Raw genomic sequence first — 14,016 nt, forward strand, 5'->3', positions numbered from 1 at the left:
GTGGCGGCGCGTCAGGACTGGACGCCGTACAGGGCCAGCGGGCGGCAGCGCACGGTGCCGCCCGCTGTCGCCACGGCCTGGACCTCGAAGGTGACCGTCGCGCCGTACTCGGCGTTCAGCAGCTCGGTGAACTCCAGGCCCTCCGGCCCTCCCTCCGGGCCCACCCGCTCGCCGTCGCACACCAGCCGGATCCGGGCGTCCGCGGTGCCCTCCGCCGCGACGTGGCAGTACAGCCTGGGGTGCTGGACGATGCCGGGGCCGCGGAAGAGCGTCGTCCAGGCGGCGGAGTCGGTGGACTCCCAGCGGCCCACCGCCACCGGCGCGGGCAGCGGATAGGGCACGTAGGGGCGGGCCAGGCCGCGGTGTCGGGCGTCGTCGGCGACGACCACGTTGCCCTTGCGGTCGAGGATCTGCACCGGCTGGTCGGGCAGGGTGTCGGGGCTGCCGGTCCACACCGTCAGCGCCAGGGAGCCGTCGTCGCGGCGCACCACCAGGCCCTGCTGCGGTTCGCTGCCGGGCCGGTCCGGTTGGACGCGCCCCAGGTAGAGCAGGTCCTCGCCGCCGGGGGTGCGCACCCGCAGCCGGCCGCCGTCGCCGATGACGACGTCACCGCCGCTGATCCGGTTCATCGGCGGGCTGGTGTTGGCGCTGCCCATCAGGTCGCGCACCTGCCGCTCCAGGGTGCGCAGCCGGTCCAGCAGATCGGTGGGGATGATGGCCACGGATCAGGCTCCTTCCAGGTAGAGGGTCGCCGTCTCGGCCTTGGTGCGCTGCGGCGGTGTGACGGCCAGCCCGACGATCCGGTACCGGTCGTCGGCTCCCTCCTGGTGCCACAGGTCGTGGATGCGCAGCCGCAGCCGGGCGCCCAGCAGGGCCGGGGAGATCCGGCCGTCCATCAACACGGTGACCTGCGGGATGGTCTCCGGACGGCGGTGCCGGGCCAGTTCGGCGCGGGCGACGGAGTCCAGCACGGCCTCCTCGCGGACGGAGGAGTGGTCGGAGCTGGACTCCAGCCGCGGCCAGCCGCCCGCGATGTCGGCGGCGGCCACCCGCCGCGCCGTCAGCGGCACCGACTCCTGGGACTGGTCGGAGTTGGCCGACTCGCCCCGGGCGACCCACACGTTGGCCTGCACGGTGGCGTCCGAGGGCAGGCTGTAGGTGAGGACCGCGCCGGGGTGGTCCAGCACGATGTCGCCGTGTCCGGTGTGGATCCTCGGGTGGCCGAGCCGGAGCCGCTTGACGCGGCGGCCCCGTGCGTCGCGGTGGCAGTGCACGCGCCACTCGAAGCCGTCGTCGAGCCGGGCCAGCTTGTCGATCAGTTCCCGCACCCGTGCCAGGCCGGTGTAGGCGTAGGCGAAGTCCCGCCGCACCCCGGACGCCTCCGTCCCGTACGTCAGGCCGATGTCGCCGCCCGGTTGGGCCTGGACGTGGTCGACGAGCGCGCGGACGATGTCGAACTGGTCGGTGGCCGTGCCCACCACGTCGCCGGAGAGGATCCGGTGGTCGAGGTAGGAGTCGAAGGTGGCGGCCTGGAACTCGACCTTCGTCCGGCCCTGTTCGTCCGACTGCGGGGTGCAGGTCCACAGCACGCCGCCCCACCACACGTCCCCGTCGCGCTCCAACCAGACCGCGGTGCGGCCGGGGCGGAGCGCGGCGCGCGCCCGGCGGGCGAGCGCCGCGTCCGGCAGCGGGACGGTGGCGGTGAGCGAACCGGGCTTGCCGATGTAGTCGTCGAACTTGGCCTCGGTGAGCGGCAGGACGTCCACCACCCGGTCGGTGCGCAGGTCGCAGAAGACGGCGCGGTAGACGGCGGTCCGCCCGCTCATTCGGCCGGCTCCGCGGACTCGTAGGTGAGCGTCGCGGCGATGTGCGTGCCGCTCTCCCAGACCCACGGGGTGACCGCGTCCACCAGACCGCCGTGCCGGGAGGCGGTGCCGTCGAGGTCGCCGGAGGACACCTCCAGCTCCAGGTGGCCGGGGGTGGTCAGGCGCACCCGGGCGATGCGCCGCTCCCGCAGGCCGAGTTGGAGTCCGGCGAAGCCGACCGCGTGACTGGTTCCGGACGCCCGGACCGGCAGGGAGAACCGCCAGTTGTCGCCCGAGCCCCCGGAGCCGAACCGGGTGGTCGAGCCGAAGTAGAGGCCCAGGGAGGCGTGCACCAGGGTGCCGGTGTGGACGTAGCGGCACTGGACCGTGGCGTTGCCGAACGAAGGGGTGGACCGGCCGGTGCTGGTGGTCCACTCCGGCGTCCACTCCCGCCACCGGGGAGTGGGCGGGTAGGGCTGCCAGGCGGTGCCGTCCCACCGTTGCAGGCCGCCGGCGCCGATGTCCCGGTACTGGCCGGGGTAGCTGCCGGGGATGTCCCTGGGCCACTCCTCCGGCACGATGCCGCCGACCGCGACGGTGGCGCGGCGCAGGTCGCCGACGGCCGAGGTCCAGTCGATCCCGCCGGTGCCCTCCGAGGCTCCCGCGGGGACCCGCACCGCGGCGAGGGCGAGCGCGGCGCGCGGCGTGGCCGGGATCTTTGGGGTGGCGGCCGGGGTGCCCTGGACGATCTCCAGGGCCGCCTCGGCGCGGCCGGACTCGGTGTCCTGCGTCTCGTCGTACACCCGCAGCACCACCAGGTCGATGCGCGGATTGTTCGGGTCGCCGTCGGCGAAGGTGAGCGGGGTGTACTCGGTGACGGCGACCGGGTAGGCGCCGGCGGACTCGTCGCCCTGGACCACGGCGCGGCCGGAGGCGACCATGGCGGTCATCCCCGCGGACTGGCCGTAGACGTAGAGCCCGGACAGCGCCCACGCGCCGTCCGGGGAGCCGGGGATCACGCCGCCGCGCGTGGCGAGCTGTCCGGCGGGGGTCATGGTGCCGGTGGGGGCCAGACGGGTGTCGGCGCGGGACTGTCCGGTGCCGTTCTCGGTGCGGTTGAGCAGCCATGCGGTGCGCACGGGCATGGGGTCCTCCTGTGGTCGTGGTGGTGGGTGCCGGGGTCGGGACCGGTCACCAGTGGGCGTCGCGCCAGCGCACGGTGACCGTGGCGCCGGGGTCGGGGACGGCGTCCTCGGAGCGGAAGGCCAGCGGGGTCTCGCCGGGTTCCAGCAGGAACAGTTGCTCGGGGGCCGAGCGGGCGGTGGCGGTGTACAGCCGGGAGGCGGTGCCGTTGAGGACGACCGTCCCGGCCTGGGTGTCCACGGTCAGCACCTCGCCGGCGGCGAGGGTGATGCCGTAGCTCAGCCGCAGCCCGTCCGTCAGCCGGGTCAGCGACGGGCGGTGCACCGGGCCGCGGAACTCGACGACCGGGTGCGCGGCCGTCTCCCCGGAGTTGCGGGCGGTCGCGGAGCCGGTGGAGCCGACGGTGCCCCAGTCCAGCGGCCAGGCCAGACCGGCCCCCGGGGTGCCGTCCGGGGCGCCGGGGGCCGTCCAGGCCAGGCCGCTCTCCGGCTGCGGCAGGCGCAGCACGGTCCGCTGCTCCCGGACGCCGAAGCGGCGCGGGTCGGTGGCCACCCACTGCAGCTCGGCCCTGGCGGCGCCCTGGACCACGTAGCCGCGCCCCTGGGGGACGACGCGGCGGCTGACGCGGGCGCGGCAGGCCAGCGTCTCGCCGTGCAGCCGCACCGCCAGCCACCGTTCGCCGCCGTCGGGGACGGTGGCGGTCCGGAAGCCGCGCATCGTGCCGCGCGCCTGTTCGACGGTGTCCGGCAGCAGCCAGACGGTCGCCGAGACGGTGCGCGGCTTGGCCCAGCGCGCGCCGGGCCAGGCGCCGTGCCGGTCGGGCAGGGCGACGTCGCCGGTCTCCAGGTCCGGCAGGTCGTCCCAGCCGGTGATGCCCTTGGCGTCGATCTGGTAGGGGGTGCCGGGGCCGAAAAGAGCCCCGGCCCACTGGATCTGCCCGTCGCGGGTGATCAGTGAGCCGGGGGGTGTCTCCTGGCCGTTGTGGAGTTGTCCGGTGTCGATCACGGTCGGTGTCCTCGCTTCCTGTTCACGGTGCCGCTCCCGTCCCCGCCGGCAGCACCTCGGCGCCCGGCTGCGCGGGGTGGGCGGTGCGGGCGAGGAAGAGCAGGTCGTCGGCGACGCCCAGCGGCCCGCGCTCGGCGGGTTCGGTGTAGTGCTCGATCCGTCCGCCCCGCATCCGCGCGGAGGCGGTGTGGCGGGCGGCGCGGTCCATCAGCCGGCGCAGCGCGGGCAGCGGCAGGACGGCCTCGGCCTCGCCCGCCTCGGCGACGACCGCCGGCACTCCCCCGCTCCGGGGCAGGGCGACACCGCCGGCGGCCAGCTGCGGGATCTTGGGGATGTTCACGCCGAACTTCTTGCCGAGGATGCTGACGCCGAGGCTGTCGAGGCCGTCGATCAACCAGTTGGCGAAGGCGATCAGCCCGTTGATGGGCGCCTTGAGGACGTGCAGCACCAGCTGCATGCCCGACTCCAGGAATCCGGCGATCCCGCCCAGCACGCGGCGCGTCGCTCCGGCGACCCGGTCGAACATCGCGCGGGGCCCGGTCGTGAGCCAGTTCAGCGCCGAGCGGACGGCGCTCCTGATCCGGCCCATGGTGCGGCCGGCGATCGAGCGCAGCGCGCCGCCCGCGGAGGAGACGGTCCGCCGCAGGGTGCCCATGGGGTCGCGCACCATGTTCGCCAGCCACTTCACCACCGCGGTGACGACCGTGAGATAGCCCCGGACATAGCCGGTGGCGATCTTCACCACCGTCCGCACGGCGGGCTCGATCACCTTGGCGACCGTCCGCACGCCCTGCGCCAGGGCCGCGCTGCCCTGCCGGATGATCCGCTGCCCGGCCTCGGACCGCGCGGCGGCGTCGACCAGGTAGAGGACCAGCGGGGCGACCAGGGAGAGCGCCAACCCCCACGGATTGGCCTTCATCACGGTGTTGACCAGCTTCATCACCCCGGCGCCCAGGCGCAGTCCGACGCCGAACACGCCGCCGAGCCGACCGAAGAGGCCGGCGCCCTTGGAGATGCCGCCGGAGAGCGTCGCCGCCTGGGCCGCGCCGCTCCTGATCCGTTTCAGTTCCCGGTTGGCGGCGGTGGCCTTGGGCCGGGCGGCGGTCAGCCGCGGGTGCGCGGCGCCCGCCCGGCGCCCCAGGCCCGCCAGCCCCTGGCCGGCGGCCCCGGCCGCGGGGAGCGTGCGCCGCAGTTCGGTCGCGGAGCGCTGGACGGAGCCGCGTACGGCCGCCGCCGCCCGCTGCGCGGCCCGTACGGCCCGGGTGTTGGCGGCCAGACCGGCGCGGGTCCGGCCCAGCGCTCCACCGAAGCCGGCGAACGCGGGGCTCGCGAGGGCCAGTTGGTTCAGCGGCACGGTCTGCCACCTCCTCTCGTTCCCCCCGCACCCTCCGGCCCCGGGCGCGGTGCGCTCGGGGCCCTCATCCGCGGGCCTTGGCCAGGAGCATCAGCGCGTCGGCGGTCCGCTGCGGGTCGCCGGTCTCGGCGGCGTAGTAGTGCTCGATGTGCAGTCCGCCGGCACCGGCCGCGGCGGCGCCCGTGCCGTGGGGGCCGGGCGTCCCCCGGCCCGCCCTGGCCGCGGTCGGCCCCAGCAGCGAGTCCAGCTTGGACAGCGGCAGGACGGCCTCGGCCTCGCCCGCCTCGGCGAGGATCGCGGGCACGCCGCCGGACCGGGGGGTGACGACACCGCCCTCGGCGAGCCTGGGGATGGTGGGCAGGCTGACGCCGAAGGTCTTGCCGCCGACCATCGGCACCCAGCCGGGGATCGACACCCTGATGCCGTTGATGCGCCGGATCGCCCGGTTGATGATGTCGATGACGCCGTTGACCGGCCCCCTGACACCGTTCTTGACCTTGCCGAAGGCCCGTGAGGCGATGCCGGCGAGCCGGCCCCAGATCTGGCTCATCCTGTCCCGGACGGCGCGGAACGCGGCCGGGATCGTGGTCCTGATCCAGTTGACGACGGGCTGGACGACCTTCTTGATGCCGTTCATCACGGCGCCGATGGTGTTGCGGACGGCCCGGACGGCCGTGGTGATGACGGCCTTCCAGATGGCGAAGTAGGTCCTGACGACCTTCACGATGGCCTTGACCACCACGGACACGGCCGTCCTGATGCCGTTGAAGACCGACTTGAAGATCCTGCCCAGGCTGCTCAGCAGCGGCCCGATGACCTTCATGGCCTTCTTGAGGACCTCGCCGACCACGGTGAAGACCTTCTTCATCACCCGCTGCATGGTCTTCGACTGGGTGGCCATCGCGACGATCTTCTCGATGACCGGCGTCAGCAGCGAGAGCAGCGTCCCGAAGATGTTGCCCTTCATCTCCTTGTTGAGCTGCTTGAAGCCGCCGGAGGCCTTCTTGGCCCCCTGCTGCATCCGCGTCATCCGCGGACCGCTCTTGGCGGCCTCGCGGCCCAGCTTGGAAACGGAGAGGGCGGCCTGGTCGGCCGCCCTCTTCATCGTCGTCAGTTCCTTGTTGGTGCGTCTCGCGCCGGTGGTGATCCGCGTGACGCTCCGGTCCGCGGCGGCCGCCTGCCGGCCCAGGCCGGTCGCGGCCCGTCCGGCCGTGTCCGAGGCCGATTTGAACTGCCGCAACGTGCCCGAGGCCCGTTGCAGCGCACTGCTGAGTGACATGGTCAACCCTCCCGGGCCCGCTCGCCGGCCCTAGCCCAGAGCGGCCCTCAACAACTCGATCTCCGCACGCAGGCGCGCGATGTCCCCTCGCGTGCGGCCCAGTCCCATGAATCCCCGACTCGGCTCCTGTCGCGGTGCGCGCGCCTCGGACACCCGCTGACGCATGTTCCTCAGGTCGCTCGACGTCCGCCGGGCCTCCTCCTGTGCGGAAGCCGCCGTCCGGCGGACCGTCGCGACGCTCTGCTCGACCTCCGCCCTGGTGACCGGCGGCTCGTTTCCGAGCTGCGGCCACCTCCGGTTCAGCTCGGTCTCGAGATCCTGGATGTAATTCGGCTTCCAGACCTGCACACCGGCGACCGTCAATCCGCTCTCGTCGAACTTCACCAGGTCATAGGCGAAGGTGCCCAGCGAGATGTCCGTCTTGAACGCCTGAAAACTGGCGTACAGCCCCTGCACCGAGTCGTTGACGACCTTGAAGTGCTCGGACCACCACTGCTGGACGCTCTCAAGGGCACTGGTCGTCTCCTCGGCGCCCGGCGCGATGTAAAAAACGTTCTCCCCATCGGCTTCCGACATTTCTCCTCCTCTTCACTCGAACCGTTTCGAAAGGCCCGCACCGTAAACGCCCCGCCACTCGCGGGAGCGCGCCGCGGAATCGTGATTTCCCTTTCCCGGGCGGGCGTTGACGGAGCACCGGATGGAAAAGTAATCTGCCGGGATGGAATTTGTGGGCCTGCTCTTCACGATCCTGAGCATCGCGATCGGCACCCTGGGGGTCAGGCTCCTGCTTCCGCACCTGCGGAACGACAGGTTCGCCCGGGGGGATTCCGGCGTCCGCACCACGGGCAAGTGCGTCAACATGCGTTGGACCTCGGGCGGCTGGGTGTCCAGCATCATCGCCTACGAGGACGCCGACGGGGAGCGGCGGTTCGCGTCCACCCGCGCCCGTCCGACCATCCCCGTGCACCTGGGGGGGACCGCCGAGGTCTACTACGATCCGCGGGGTCAGGCCCAGGCGGTCGTGAACGGCGAGATGCCGCCCAAGGGGTTCTACGCCTTCTGCATGGTGCCGATCGGCGTCAGCCTGACCTTCGGCGTCATGGGGCTCTACTACCTGCTGGTCTGAGACCGGGACGGGGAGGCGGCGCCCCGGCCCGGCCCCGGCACCCCCTCACCCGGCCCGATCGCTCCCGGCGGCCTCCATCGCGTCCTGCCAGCCGGCGGCGTAGGCGCGGGCGTCGCGGGCGTCCAGCTCCACGCGGATCGCGAGGAGCAGTCGCTCGGCGGTGGGCCCGTCGAGGTGCCGGAGTATCCCGCCCAGCAGACGCTGGAGTTCCCCGGCGGCCTCCGTCCGGGCCGTGTCCTGGTGGTCCTCGTAGCTCTCCGTTGCCACCCCTATCACCCTCTCCGGCACCTGGTGCCATGTGACCTGCTTGGATGCGTACACGGGGGTTGTGGGCGCGCAACGGAGTGGGGGATGTTGCGTACCCAGCGTCATCATACGGCCGCACCGAGCAAAAAATCGAACACAGTTTCGTTTTGGTACGGACCAGGGCCGTCCCCGTCCACCGGGAAGCGGGCGGGGACGGCCCGCCGGCGGCCTCCTTCAGCCGAAGAAGCGGGCCAGCTCCCGCGCGGAGGGGCCGGAGACGGGCGCGCGCTCCGGCGCGGCGCCGGGCGTGTCGCCCAACTCCCCTTCATCCGGACCCCGTTCCCGAGGTTCCGGCCCCTCCGACTCCTCCGGCCCCTCCGGCCGCTGTCCGGGCCGGGGGACCGGCTCCGGGTACTCCGGCGGCTCGTCGTCCTCGTCGCGGTGGAGCGCGGCCGTCATCCAGTTCGCCGCCGCCAGGTGGTCCACGGCCGCGGCCAGCAGGTGCTCGGCCGCACCCCACTGGGCCGCCTCCCCGTGGTCGGCGAGGTTGACCGCACTGTCGCGCGGCAGGTGGCGGATCAGGACGGCCAGGCGGCGGGAGGAGAGCCCGCCGCGGTACCAGTCCAGGAGATCGACCCCGTAGTACCGGAGCAGGTCGGCTTCCAGTGCCTCGGCGTGTTCGTCGACGAACGCGTCGAGGCTCAGCCTTCCCCCAGGCCGAGCCCGGTGGCCTTCCCGTACGCCTCCAGGATCGCGGCGACGTCCTGCATGGAGACGTCGTGCCGGTCGAAGCGGTCGAACTGCTCCTCGCCCAGCAGCAGGCGCAGCAGGCCGTCGATGTCGTTGTCGTCCAGCTCGCGCAGGGCGCGGGCGGTGCGGCGGCTGAGCTCGCCGGGCATCTCGAAGGTGTCGCCGTCGATGGTGAAGGTCCAGGCGCGGCCCTGGGCCTCCCTGCGCTGGGCGCGTGCGGCGTTGACGTCGAACGTGGTCATATCCGGTCGACTCCTTGTCGGGGTGTCGGGGTGTCGGGATCGATACGGAAGCGGAAGGCGCCGGGCCCGAGGGCCCGGCGCCGGTGCTGTGCCGTGTGGTGCGGTGCGGTCCCGCGGGCGGGCCGGATCAGGCCGGGGTGGTGCCGGCGAAGTCGGGGTCCTTGACCAGCCAGGTGGCCAGCGGGGTGGCGGCGTCGACCGCCATCGCCGTGAAGGTGACGCCGAGCTTCAGCGAACCCTTGCGGTTCATCTCGACCTCGTCGGTGTCGGTGACCTGGCCACGCGGCAGGACGAAGCGGTAGACGACCTCCTCGCCGTCGGTGAACTCCAGGCCCAGCGACCGCTCGTCCGGGATCGGGTCGGAGAGCACGTCGTACTGGTACACGCCCGAGCCGGTCGCGGTCTCCCTGACCTCGCCGCCGCCGAAGTACAGCGGCAGGGTGTCCGGGTTGAACTGGAGCATGCTGAACTTCACCGTCATGTCCCGGTCCTCGTAGATGAAGCGGGCCGGGCCGACGGACTGCCAGGTGTCGACCTGGGAGGTCTTCTCCTTGCGGCCGAACTTCACGCCGTCGGAGCTGGTGTAGCCGACGTCGGTCCAGCCGGTGCCCCACTCGGAGGCGGTGTCGGCCGGCGCGGCGGTGCCCACCGGGGCGACGAGGATGCGGCCGTTGCCGGCCACGCGGATCTGGTTGGGGTTCATACCTGCCATGTGAGGCGACTCCTCGGTTCGGGCGCGCGGGCCGTCCCGCGCGCATGCGAAGGGCCCCGCCGGGGGCGGGGCCCTGGATGGGGTGGCGCGACCGCCGTCAGGCGGGTCGGGCCGGGGTGAGCGACAGCCGCACCGTGGTCAGGTAGCGGTTGGCGTCGAGCCGGTTGTAGTCGGGCAGCCAGCGGACACCGTCCGCCTCGACCACGTCGGTGACCGTGGCCGTCCCGTGGGTGGTGCCGCGCAGTCGCAGCAGCGCGGCGCGCATGCCCAGCGAGTCGGTGTGGGCCGTGGTCTTGTCCGGTCCGTAGACCTCCAACTCCACCAGTGGGTTGTCGAGGTGGAGATCGTCGATCCACGCCCCGCCGACCCGGGAGACCAGCACCACGCGCTGCGTCCCGTCGAAGTCGGCCGGTGGAACGTTGTCCACCGTCACCCCGACGAGCTCCGGCCGGTCGCTGAGGAAGTCGACGATCAGGCGCTCGACGTCCGGGAACGTGAGCAGCGGATCGACCACACGCCTCCTCCTTCCTTGAGAGGCGGGCGGGCCGTGCGGCCCGCCCATGACGAACGGCGGGCCGTGACCCGGATGTGGGTACAGCTCCGCCGCTGCCTCCAAGTGTGAACCAGATCGTGCGCGCGCGCAACTAGGTGGCGGAAGAAAATCTCCCGAAGCGCCCACGGAACGCCACTCCCCCGCTCCCTCCCGGCTTCTCCTCGAGCCACCGGCGGGCCGCGCGGCGCCCGGTGTCCGGTGTCCGGCGCCCGTGCGGCCGGGCACGACACCCCACGCGCCGACCACATCCGCGTCCCCGGAGTCGGCGGACCCCGGGGGCCGGCCGGACGGCCCGCCCCCGGTCAGGCGCGACGGCGCGCGGGCACCTCCGGCCGACCGCCCTCCGGCAGGAACTGACCCGCCACCCGGACGAACATCTCCCGCTGCTCGACCGGGATGCCCAGCAACTCGGCGGCGCGCCGCAGGGTGAGCGTCCCGTCCGCCCCCTCCCCGGGGGGCTGCGCGGCGGACGCCGGCGGCAACTCTTCCGCGGTGAGTTGCCCGGAACGGATCAGCATCTCCCGGACCGGGACCCGCAGGACCCGGGCGAGGCGGCGCATGGTCTCCAGGTCGGGCATGCTGTGCCGCCGCAGCAGCCGGGTGATCGCCGCACGGTGCACGCCCGCGGCGTCGGCGAGTCGCGACTTGCCGCCGCCCCGCGGGCTGTCGATGTCGTAGCCCCGCTCCCGGATCAGCCCCTCGATCCAGGACGCGAAGCCTTCAAGGTCCTGAGCAGCCGCCATGACTCGCCCCCTTCGTGAGCGTTCAGCATAACGTGCTTTCGCGCGCGGCATTACGTGCTATCGAGCGCGAAATGGATGGCCCGGGCGACGCTCTCGTGAAAACTTGTTGCGTGCTTGCACGCAACATACGATCATGGGGCTTCGCCTCGAACACCCGACCAGATCAAGGGGGTCGCCCCATGGCGTCCGTCGTCCGTGCGTCGGCGAGCACCGACCGACCGTCCCGCCCCGGTCCGAGCCGGCCGCGACGGTCGGAAGAAGCGGGAGAAGCGGGAGAAGCGGGAGAAACAGCATGAGCCTCCACACCGAAACGGCCCACTGGCTGGGCGCGCTGCGCCGCCAGTTCCCCGAGCTCCTCGGCGAACTGGCCCCCGGCGGCCGCAGCCCCGCCGTACCCGCCGCCACCCCCGGGCCCGTCAACCCCAGCCGCGCCACCGCCCCGTTACGCCTGCACGTCTCCGACGCCGTCCGCGACATCACCGACGGCGTGACCGAACTGGAGGAGGCCGTCCACGACCGGCTCGGTCTCCCCCGCCCGCGACGGGCCCGGGTCCCGCAGCGGATCGGACGCGTGCTGAACCTGCTCGACCGCGTCGGGGAGCACCCCGTCCTCGCCGAGCACGTCCGGGACGAGGCCCGGAGGATGGCCCGCCGCTGCGCGCGGGTGCTGGGGGAGAGCGAGCCGATGACGGCCGTCGCCGGCCGCTGCCCGTGGTGCGACTCCGTCTCCCTGCGGGCCTTCCCCGAACGCCGCGCCGTGCTGTGCATCAACCCCGGCTGCCGCTGTGACGACCCCGAGTGCGACTGCCGCACCGACCCCGCCCACCGGCACGCCTGGCAACGGCACGAACTGCCGGGCGGTGAGGTCTGATGCTGGTCACCGGCGCCATGGCGGCCCGTGAGGTGTCGGTCTCCTCGGCCACCATCCGCAAGTGGGTCCAGCTCGGTCGACTCGCCCCGGCCGGTCGACAGGGGCGCGCCCTGCTCTACCGCCTGGAGGACGTCTTCGCCGCGGAACGCTCCGTCCACCGGGGCGGAGCGGTCGTCGGCACGGCCGCCGACACGGCCGCCGGCTCGGAGCACCGCGCCCTCGGACCCGACGAACGGGTGAGTCGTGGTTAGCGGGCGGTGATCGGAGGTACCCGAAGTGCCGACCCACGAGGGGAGCGCAACGACGATGACCACGGCACATCGGACGGACGGGCACCGACGAGGTGACGAACACTCCGTCGGCGAACTGGTGGCGCGCGCCACCACGCAGATGTCGCAGCTCCTCCACGAGGAGTTGCGACTCGCCAAGATGGAGATGACCGAGAAGGGCAAGCGGGCCGGGTTGGGCGGCGGAATGCTGGGCGCCGCCGCGACCATCGCCTTCATCGCGGTGCAGGCCGGAGTGGCGGCCGCGATCGCCGGTCTGGCCGTGGTGTGGCCGGTGTGGCTGTCCGCCCTGGTCGTCATGGTGGTGCTGTTGCTCGTCGCCGGGGTGCTGGCCGTCCTGGGCCGGCAGGAAGTGCGCAGGGCGACTCCGGCGAAGCCCGAACGGGCGCTGCGCGGCGTGCAGGACGACTTTCACGAGATCAGGGGAAGGGTACGGCGATGAGCGCCCGCGACACCGTGCCGGCCGGCTCGGACCTCCAGGCCCCGGGCATCCCCTCCGATCCGGAGACCCCCGCGGAACTCCGCGAACGGATCGAGCGCACCCGCCGGGAGCTGGGCGACACCCTCGAGGAACTGACGGCCAAGACGGACGTCAGGGCCATGGCCCGCCGGAAGGCGTCAAAGGCGGCACGGGCCGGCCGGCGCAACGCGCGCACCCTGGCCGTCGTGGGCGGCGCCACCCTGGCCGTGACGGTGGCGGCGCTGGTGGCTGCGCGGCACCTGCGACACGGTGGCCCGGGTGGCGGCGGAGGGCGACCGTGGCGGCGGATCCCCGTGTACGACCCGCGGCCCTCGGCCTCATTCCGGCGCCTCACCGCGCGCCTCGCGCGCTGAGGCGCCGGGAGCGTCCGGCGTCTCGGGCGCCCGTCCGCCCCCGCGGCGCTCCCTTCGGCGGGCCCTGAGTTCCCGCCGCAGCGAGCGCGGCCACTTGGTGGTGTCGCGCGGCTCCACGTACGGCTCCTCGCCCCGCGGGAGACCACCGGCGTACGCCCGCCGCCGGGCCAGCTCCGCGTCCAGTTCCAGACCCAGGAGGATCGCCAGGTTCGACAGCCACAGCCAGACCAGGAAGACGACGACGCCCGCGAGGGTGCCGTACGTCTTGTTGTACGAGCCGAAGTTGGCGGTGTAGAGGGCGAACCCCGCGGAGGTGACCACCCACAGCAACACCGCCAGCACGCTGCCCGGCGCCATGCGCAGCCCCCGCAGCCGGGCGTTGGGCGCCGACCAGTACAGAATGCTGATCATCGACGCCACCAGCAGCACCAGCACCGGCCACTTCACGATCGACCACACCAGCAGCGCCTGTTCGCCCATGCCGATGGCCGTCCCCACCTGCTCGGCCACCCCACCCGTGAAGACCACGATCAGCGCGCTCAGCGCGAGCAGCACCATCAGCATCAGCGTGACGCCGATGCGCAGCGGCGTGAGCTTCCACACCGGGCGCCCCTCGGGGATGTCGTAGATGTGGTTGGCGGTGCGGATGAACGCCGCGACGTAACCGGAAGCGGCCCACACGGCGGCCAGCAGACTGACGACCGCCAGGAAACCGCCGCCGCCGCGTTGGATCTCGTCCACCGCGTCGCGCAGGATCTCGCGGGCCTGCCCCGGGGCGAGCTGCTCCAGGTTGTCCAGGATGTGCCTGGTCGCCGTCTCGCCGACCACACCGAGCAGCGAGACGAGCAGCAGCAGGGCCGGGAAGATCGACAGCACGCCGTAGTACGTGAGGGCCGCCGCCCGGTCCGCGATCTCGTCGTCGAGGAATTCCTTGACCGTGCCGCGCAGTACGGTCCACCACGTCTTCGCCATGCCCCTACGGATTGCCGGAGCGGGCCCGGTCATGTGCGCGGGCGGGGCGGGGCGGGAGGCGGCACGGCCGCCGACCCGCACCCGCCGCGTCCGA

The 14,016-nt window shown here is 73.1% G+C and carries 18 protein-coding genes and 1 pseudogene; 5 read left to right on the forward strand and 14 right to left on the reverse strand.

All coding sequences use genetic code 11. From position 1 onward, the window contains the following. Positions 1-11: 11 nt before the first annotated feature. From F0L17_RS10260 to F0L17_RS10290, 7 genes are all read right to left on the reverse strand, one after another. Entirely contained in the window at positions 12-722 is a 711-nt protein-coding gene (locus tag F0L17_RS10260) for a hypothetical protein (RefSeq protein WP_162466032.1), read from the reverse strand. Positions 723-725: 3 nt separating this feature from the next. After that, positions 726-1,826, reverse strand: coding sequence for a hypothetical protein (locus F0L17_RS10265; RefSeq protein ID WP_155070832.1), 1,101 nt, complete (start codon positions 1,824-1,826; stop codon positions 726-728). Beyond that, positions 1,823-2,950, reverse strand: a complete 1,128-nt coding sequence (locus F0L17_RS10270) for a hypothetical protein (protein WP_155070833.1) — start codon at positions 2,948-2,950, stop codon at positions 1,823-1,825. Before F0L17_RS10270 ends, F0L17_RS10265 begins: the two co-directional genes overlap by 4 nt. A 46-nt stretch (positions 2,951-2,996) precedes the next feature. Then, positions 2,997-3,950, reverse strand: a complete 954-nt coding sequence (locus F0L17_RS10275; protein WP_162466789.1) for a phage distal tail protein — start codon at positions 3,948-3,950, stop codon at positions 2,997-2,999. A gap of 25 nt (positions 3,951-3,975) precedes the next feature. Beyond that, positions 3,976-5,307 carry a hypothetical protein gene (locus F0L17_RS10280; protein WP_155070834.1) on the reverse strand — a complete coding sequence of 444 codons (1,332 nt, stop codon included), beginning with the start codon at positions 5,305-5,307 and terminating at the stop codon, positions 3,976-3,978. A 64-nt stretch (positions 5,308-5,371) separates the two neighbouring features. After that, positions 5,372-6,586: a phage tail family protein gene (locus F0L17_RS10285; RefSeq protein ID WP_155070835.1), complete on the reverse strand. Its 1,215-nt coding sequence runs from the start codon at positions 6,584-6,586 to the stop codon at positions 5,372-5,374. A gap of 30 nt (positions 6,587-6,616) precedes the next feature. Continuing rightward, on the reverse strand, positions 6,617-7,162 hold the full coding sequence (locus tag F0L17_RS10290) for a hypothetical protein (protein WP_155070836.1): 546 nt from the start codon (positions 7,160-7,162) through the stop codon (positions 6,617-6,619). Positions 7,163-7,304: 142 nt separating this feature from the next. Between F0L17_RS10290 and F0L17_RS10295 the strand changes: the two genes are divergently transcribed. Further along, on the forward strand, positions 7,305-7,712 hold the full coding sequence (locus tag F0L17_RS10295) for a DUF3592 domain-containing protein (RefSeq protein ID WP_155070837.1): 408 nt from the start codon (positions 7,305-7,307) through the stop codon (positions 7,710-7,712). A gap of 45 nt (positions 7,713-7,757) precedes the next feature. Here the strand turns inward: F0L17_RS10295 and F0L17_RS10300 are convergent, their stop codons facing one another. The 6 genes from F0L17_RS10300 to F0L17_RS10325 all read right to left on the reverse strand — a co-directional run bounded on the left by F0L17_RS10300 (position 7,758) and on the right by F0L17_RS10325 (position 10,958). Further along, the gene (locus F0L17_RS10300) at positions 7,758-7,979 is read right to left on the reverse strand and encodes a hypothetical protein (protein WP_155070838.1); all 222 of its coding nucleotides are present in this window, start codon (positions 7,977-7,979) and stop codon (positions 7,758-7,760) included. A gap of 213 nt (positions 7,980-8,192) precedes the next feature. After that, positions 8,193-8,444 carry a hypothetical protein gene (locus F0L17_RS28305; protein ID WP_338018028.1) on the reverse strand — a complete coding sequence of 84 codons (252 nt, stop codon included), beginning with the start codon at positions 8,442-8,444 and terminating at the stop codon, positions 8,193-8,195. A gap of 215 nt (positions 8,445-8,659) precedes the next feature. Then, entirely contained in the window at positions 8,660-8,950 is a 291-nt protein-coding gene (locus F0L17_RS10310; RefSeq protein WP_155070840.1) for a hypothetical protein, read from the reverse strand. 127 nt (positions 8,951-9,077) lie between these two features. Beyond that, positions 9,078-9,662, reverse strand: coding sequence for a phage tail tube protein (locus F0L17_RS10315; RefSeq protein ID WP_155070841.1), 585 nt, complete (start codon positions 9,660-9,662; stop codon positions 9,078-9,080). A gap of 97 nt (positions 9,663-9,759) precedes the next feature. Beyond that, the gene (locus tag F0L17_RS10320; protein ID WP_162466033.1) at positions 9,760-10,176 is read right to left on the reverse strand and encodes a hypothetical protein; all 417 of its coding nucleotides are present in this window, start codon (positions 10,174-10,176) and stop codon (positions 9,760-9,762) included. A gap of 341 nt (positions 10,177-10,517) precedes the next feature. Next, on the reverse strand, positions 10,518-10,958 hold the full coding sequence (locus tag F0L17_RS10325) for a helix-turn-helix domain-containing protein (protein ID WP_155070842.1): 441 nt from the start codon (positions 10,956-10,958) through the stop codon (positions 10,518-10,520). Between the two features lie 292 nt (positions 10,959-11,250). Here F0L17_RS10325 and F0L17_RS10330 point away from each other — a divergent pair, with 292 nt between their 5' ends. From F0L17_RS10330 to F0L17_RS10345, 4 genes and pseudogenes are all read left to right on the forward strand, one after another. Next, positions 11,251-11,829 carry a hypothetical protein gene (locus tag F0L17_RS10330; protein ID WP_155070843.1) on the forward strand — a complete coding sequence of 193 codons (579 nt, stop codon included), beginning with the start codon at positions 11,251-11,253 and terminating at the stop codon, positions 11,827-11,829. After that, positions 11,829-11,990: pseudogene (locus tag F0L17_RS28310) on the forward strand (helix-turn-helix domain-containing protein); the annotation flags it as partial. The gene F0L17_RS10330 and the pseudogene F0L17_RS28310, both read left to right, overlap by 1 nt. 145 nt (positions 11,991-12,135) lie before the next feature. Further along, positions 12,136-12,558, forward strand: a complete 423-nt coding sequence (locus F0L17_RS10340) for a phage holin family protein (protein WP_155070845.1) — start codon at positions 12,136-12,138, stop codon at positions 12,556-12,558. Next, entirely contained in the window at positions 12,555-12,950 is a 396-nt protein-coding gene (locus tag F0L17_RS10345) for a DUF3618 domain-containing protein (RefSeq protein ID WP_155070846.1), read from the forward strand. The genes F0L17_RS10340 and F0L17_RS10345 overlap by 4 nt, the downstream gene beginning before the upstream one ends. On the opposite strand, the gene F0L17_RS10350 is transcribed toward F0L17_RS10345, so the two are convergent. Continuing rightward, positions 12,915-13,955 carry a YihY/virulence factor BrkB family protein gene (locus F0L17_RS10350; protein ID WP_155070847.1) on the reverse strand — a complete coding sequence of 347 codons (1,041 nt, stop codon included), beginning with the start codon at positions 13,953-13,955 and terminating at the stop codon, positions 12,915-12,917. The genes F0L17_RS10345 and F0L17_RS10350 overlap by 36 nt on opposite strands. Between the last annotated feature and the right edge of the window lie 61 nt (positions 13,956-14,016).

Source organism: Streptomyces taklimakanensis, assembly GCF_009709575.1.
Classification (GTDB): Bacteria; Actinomycetota; Actinomycetes; order Streptomycetales; family Streptomycetaceae; genus Streptomyces; species Streptomyces taklimakanensis.

Excerpts from the sequence above, each read along its gene's own strand:
- F0L17_RS10285 (WP_155070835.1), bottom strand. The coding sequence starts at position 6,586 with ATGTCACTCAGCAGTGCGCTGCAACGGGCCTCGGGCACGTTGCGGCAG.
- F0L17_RS10345 (WP_155070846.1), top strand. The coding sequence starts at position 12,555 with ATGAGCGCCCGCGACACCGTGCCGGCCGGCTCGGACCTCCAGGCCCCG.
- F0L17_RS10290 (WP_155070836.1), bottom strand. The coding sequence starts at position 7,162 with ATGTCGGAAGCCGATGGGGAGAACGTTTTTTACATCGCGCCGGGCGCC.
- F0L17_RS10350 (WP_155070847.1), bottom strand. The coding sequence starts at position 13,955 with ATGACCGGGCCCGCTCCGGCAATCCGTAGGGGCATGGCGAAGACGTGG.
- F0L17_RS10295 (WP_155070837.1), top strand. The coding sequence starts at position 7,305 with ATGGAATTTGTGGGCCTGCTCTTCACGATCCTGAGCATCGCGATCGGC.
- F0L17_RS10265 (WP_155070832.1), bottom strand. The coding sequence starts at position 1,826 with ATGAGCGGGCGGACCGCCGTCTACCGCGCCGTCTTCTGCGACCTGCGC.
- F0L17_RS10330 (WP_155070843.1), top strand. The coding sequence starts at position 11,251 with ATGAGCCTCCACACCGAAACGGCCCACTGGCTGGGCGCGCTGCGCCGC.
- F0L17_RS10315 (WP_155070841.1), bottom strand. The coding sequence starts at position 9,662 with ATGGCAGGTATGAACCCCAACCAGATCCGCGTGGCCGGCAACGGCCGC.
- F0L17_RS10310 (WP_155070840.1), bottom strand. The coding sequence starts at position 8,950 with ATGACCACGTTCGACGTCAACGCCGCACGCGCCCAGCGCAGGGAGGCC.
- F0L17_RS10340 (WP_155070845.1), top strand. The coding sequence starts at position 12,136 with ATGACCACGGCACATCGGACGGACGGGCACCGACGAGGTGACGAACAC.
- F0L17_RS10270 (WP_155070833.1), bottom strand. The coding sequence starts at position 2,950 with ATGCCCGTGCGCACCGCATGGCTGCTCAACCGCACCGAGAACGGCACC.
- F0L17_RS10325 (WP_155070842.1), bottom strand. The coding sequence starts at position 10,958 with ATGGCGGCTGCTCAGGACCTTGAAGGCTTCGCGTCCTGGATCGAGGGG.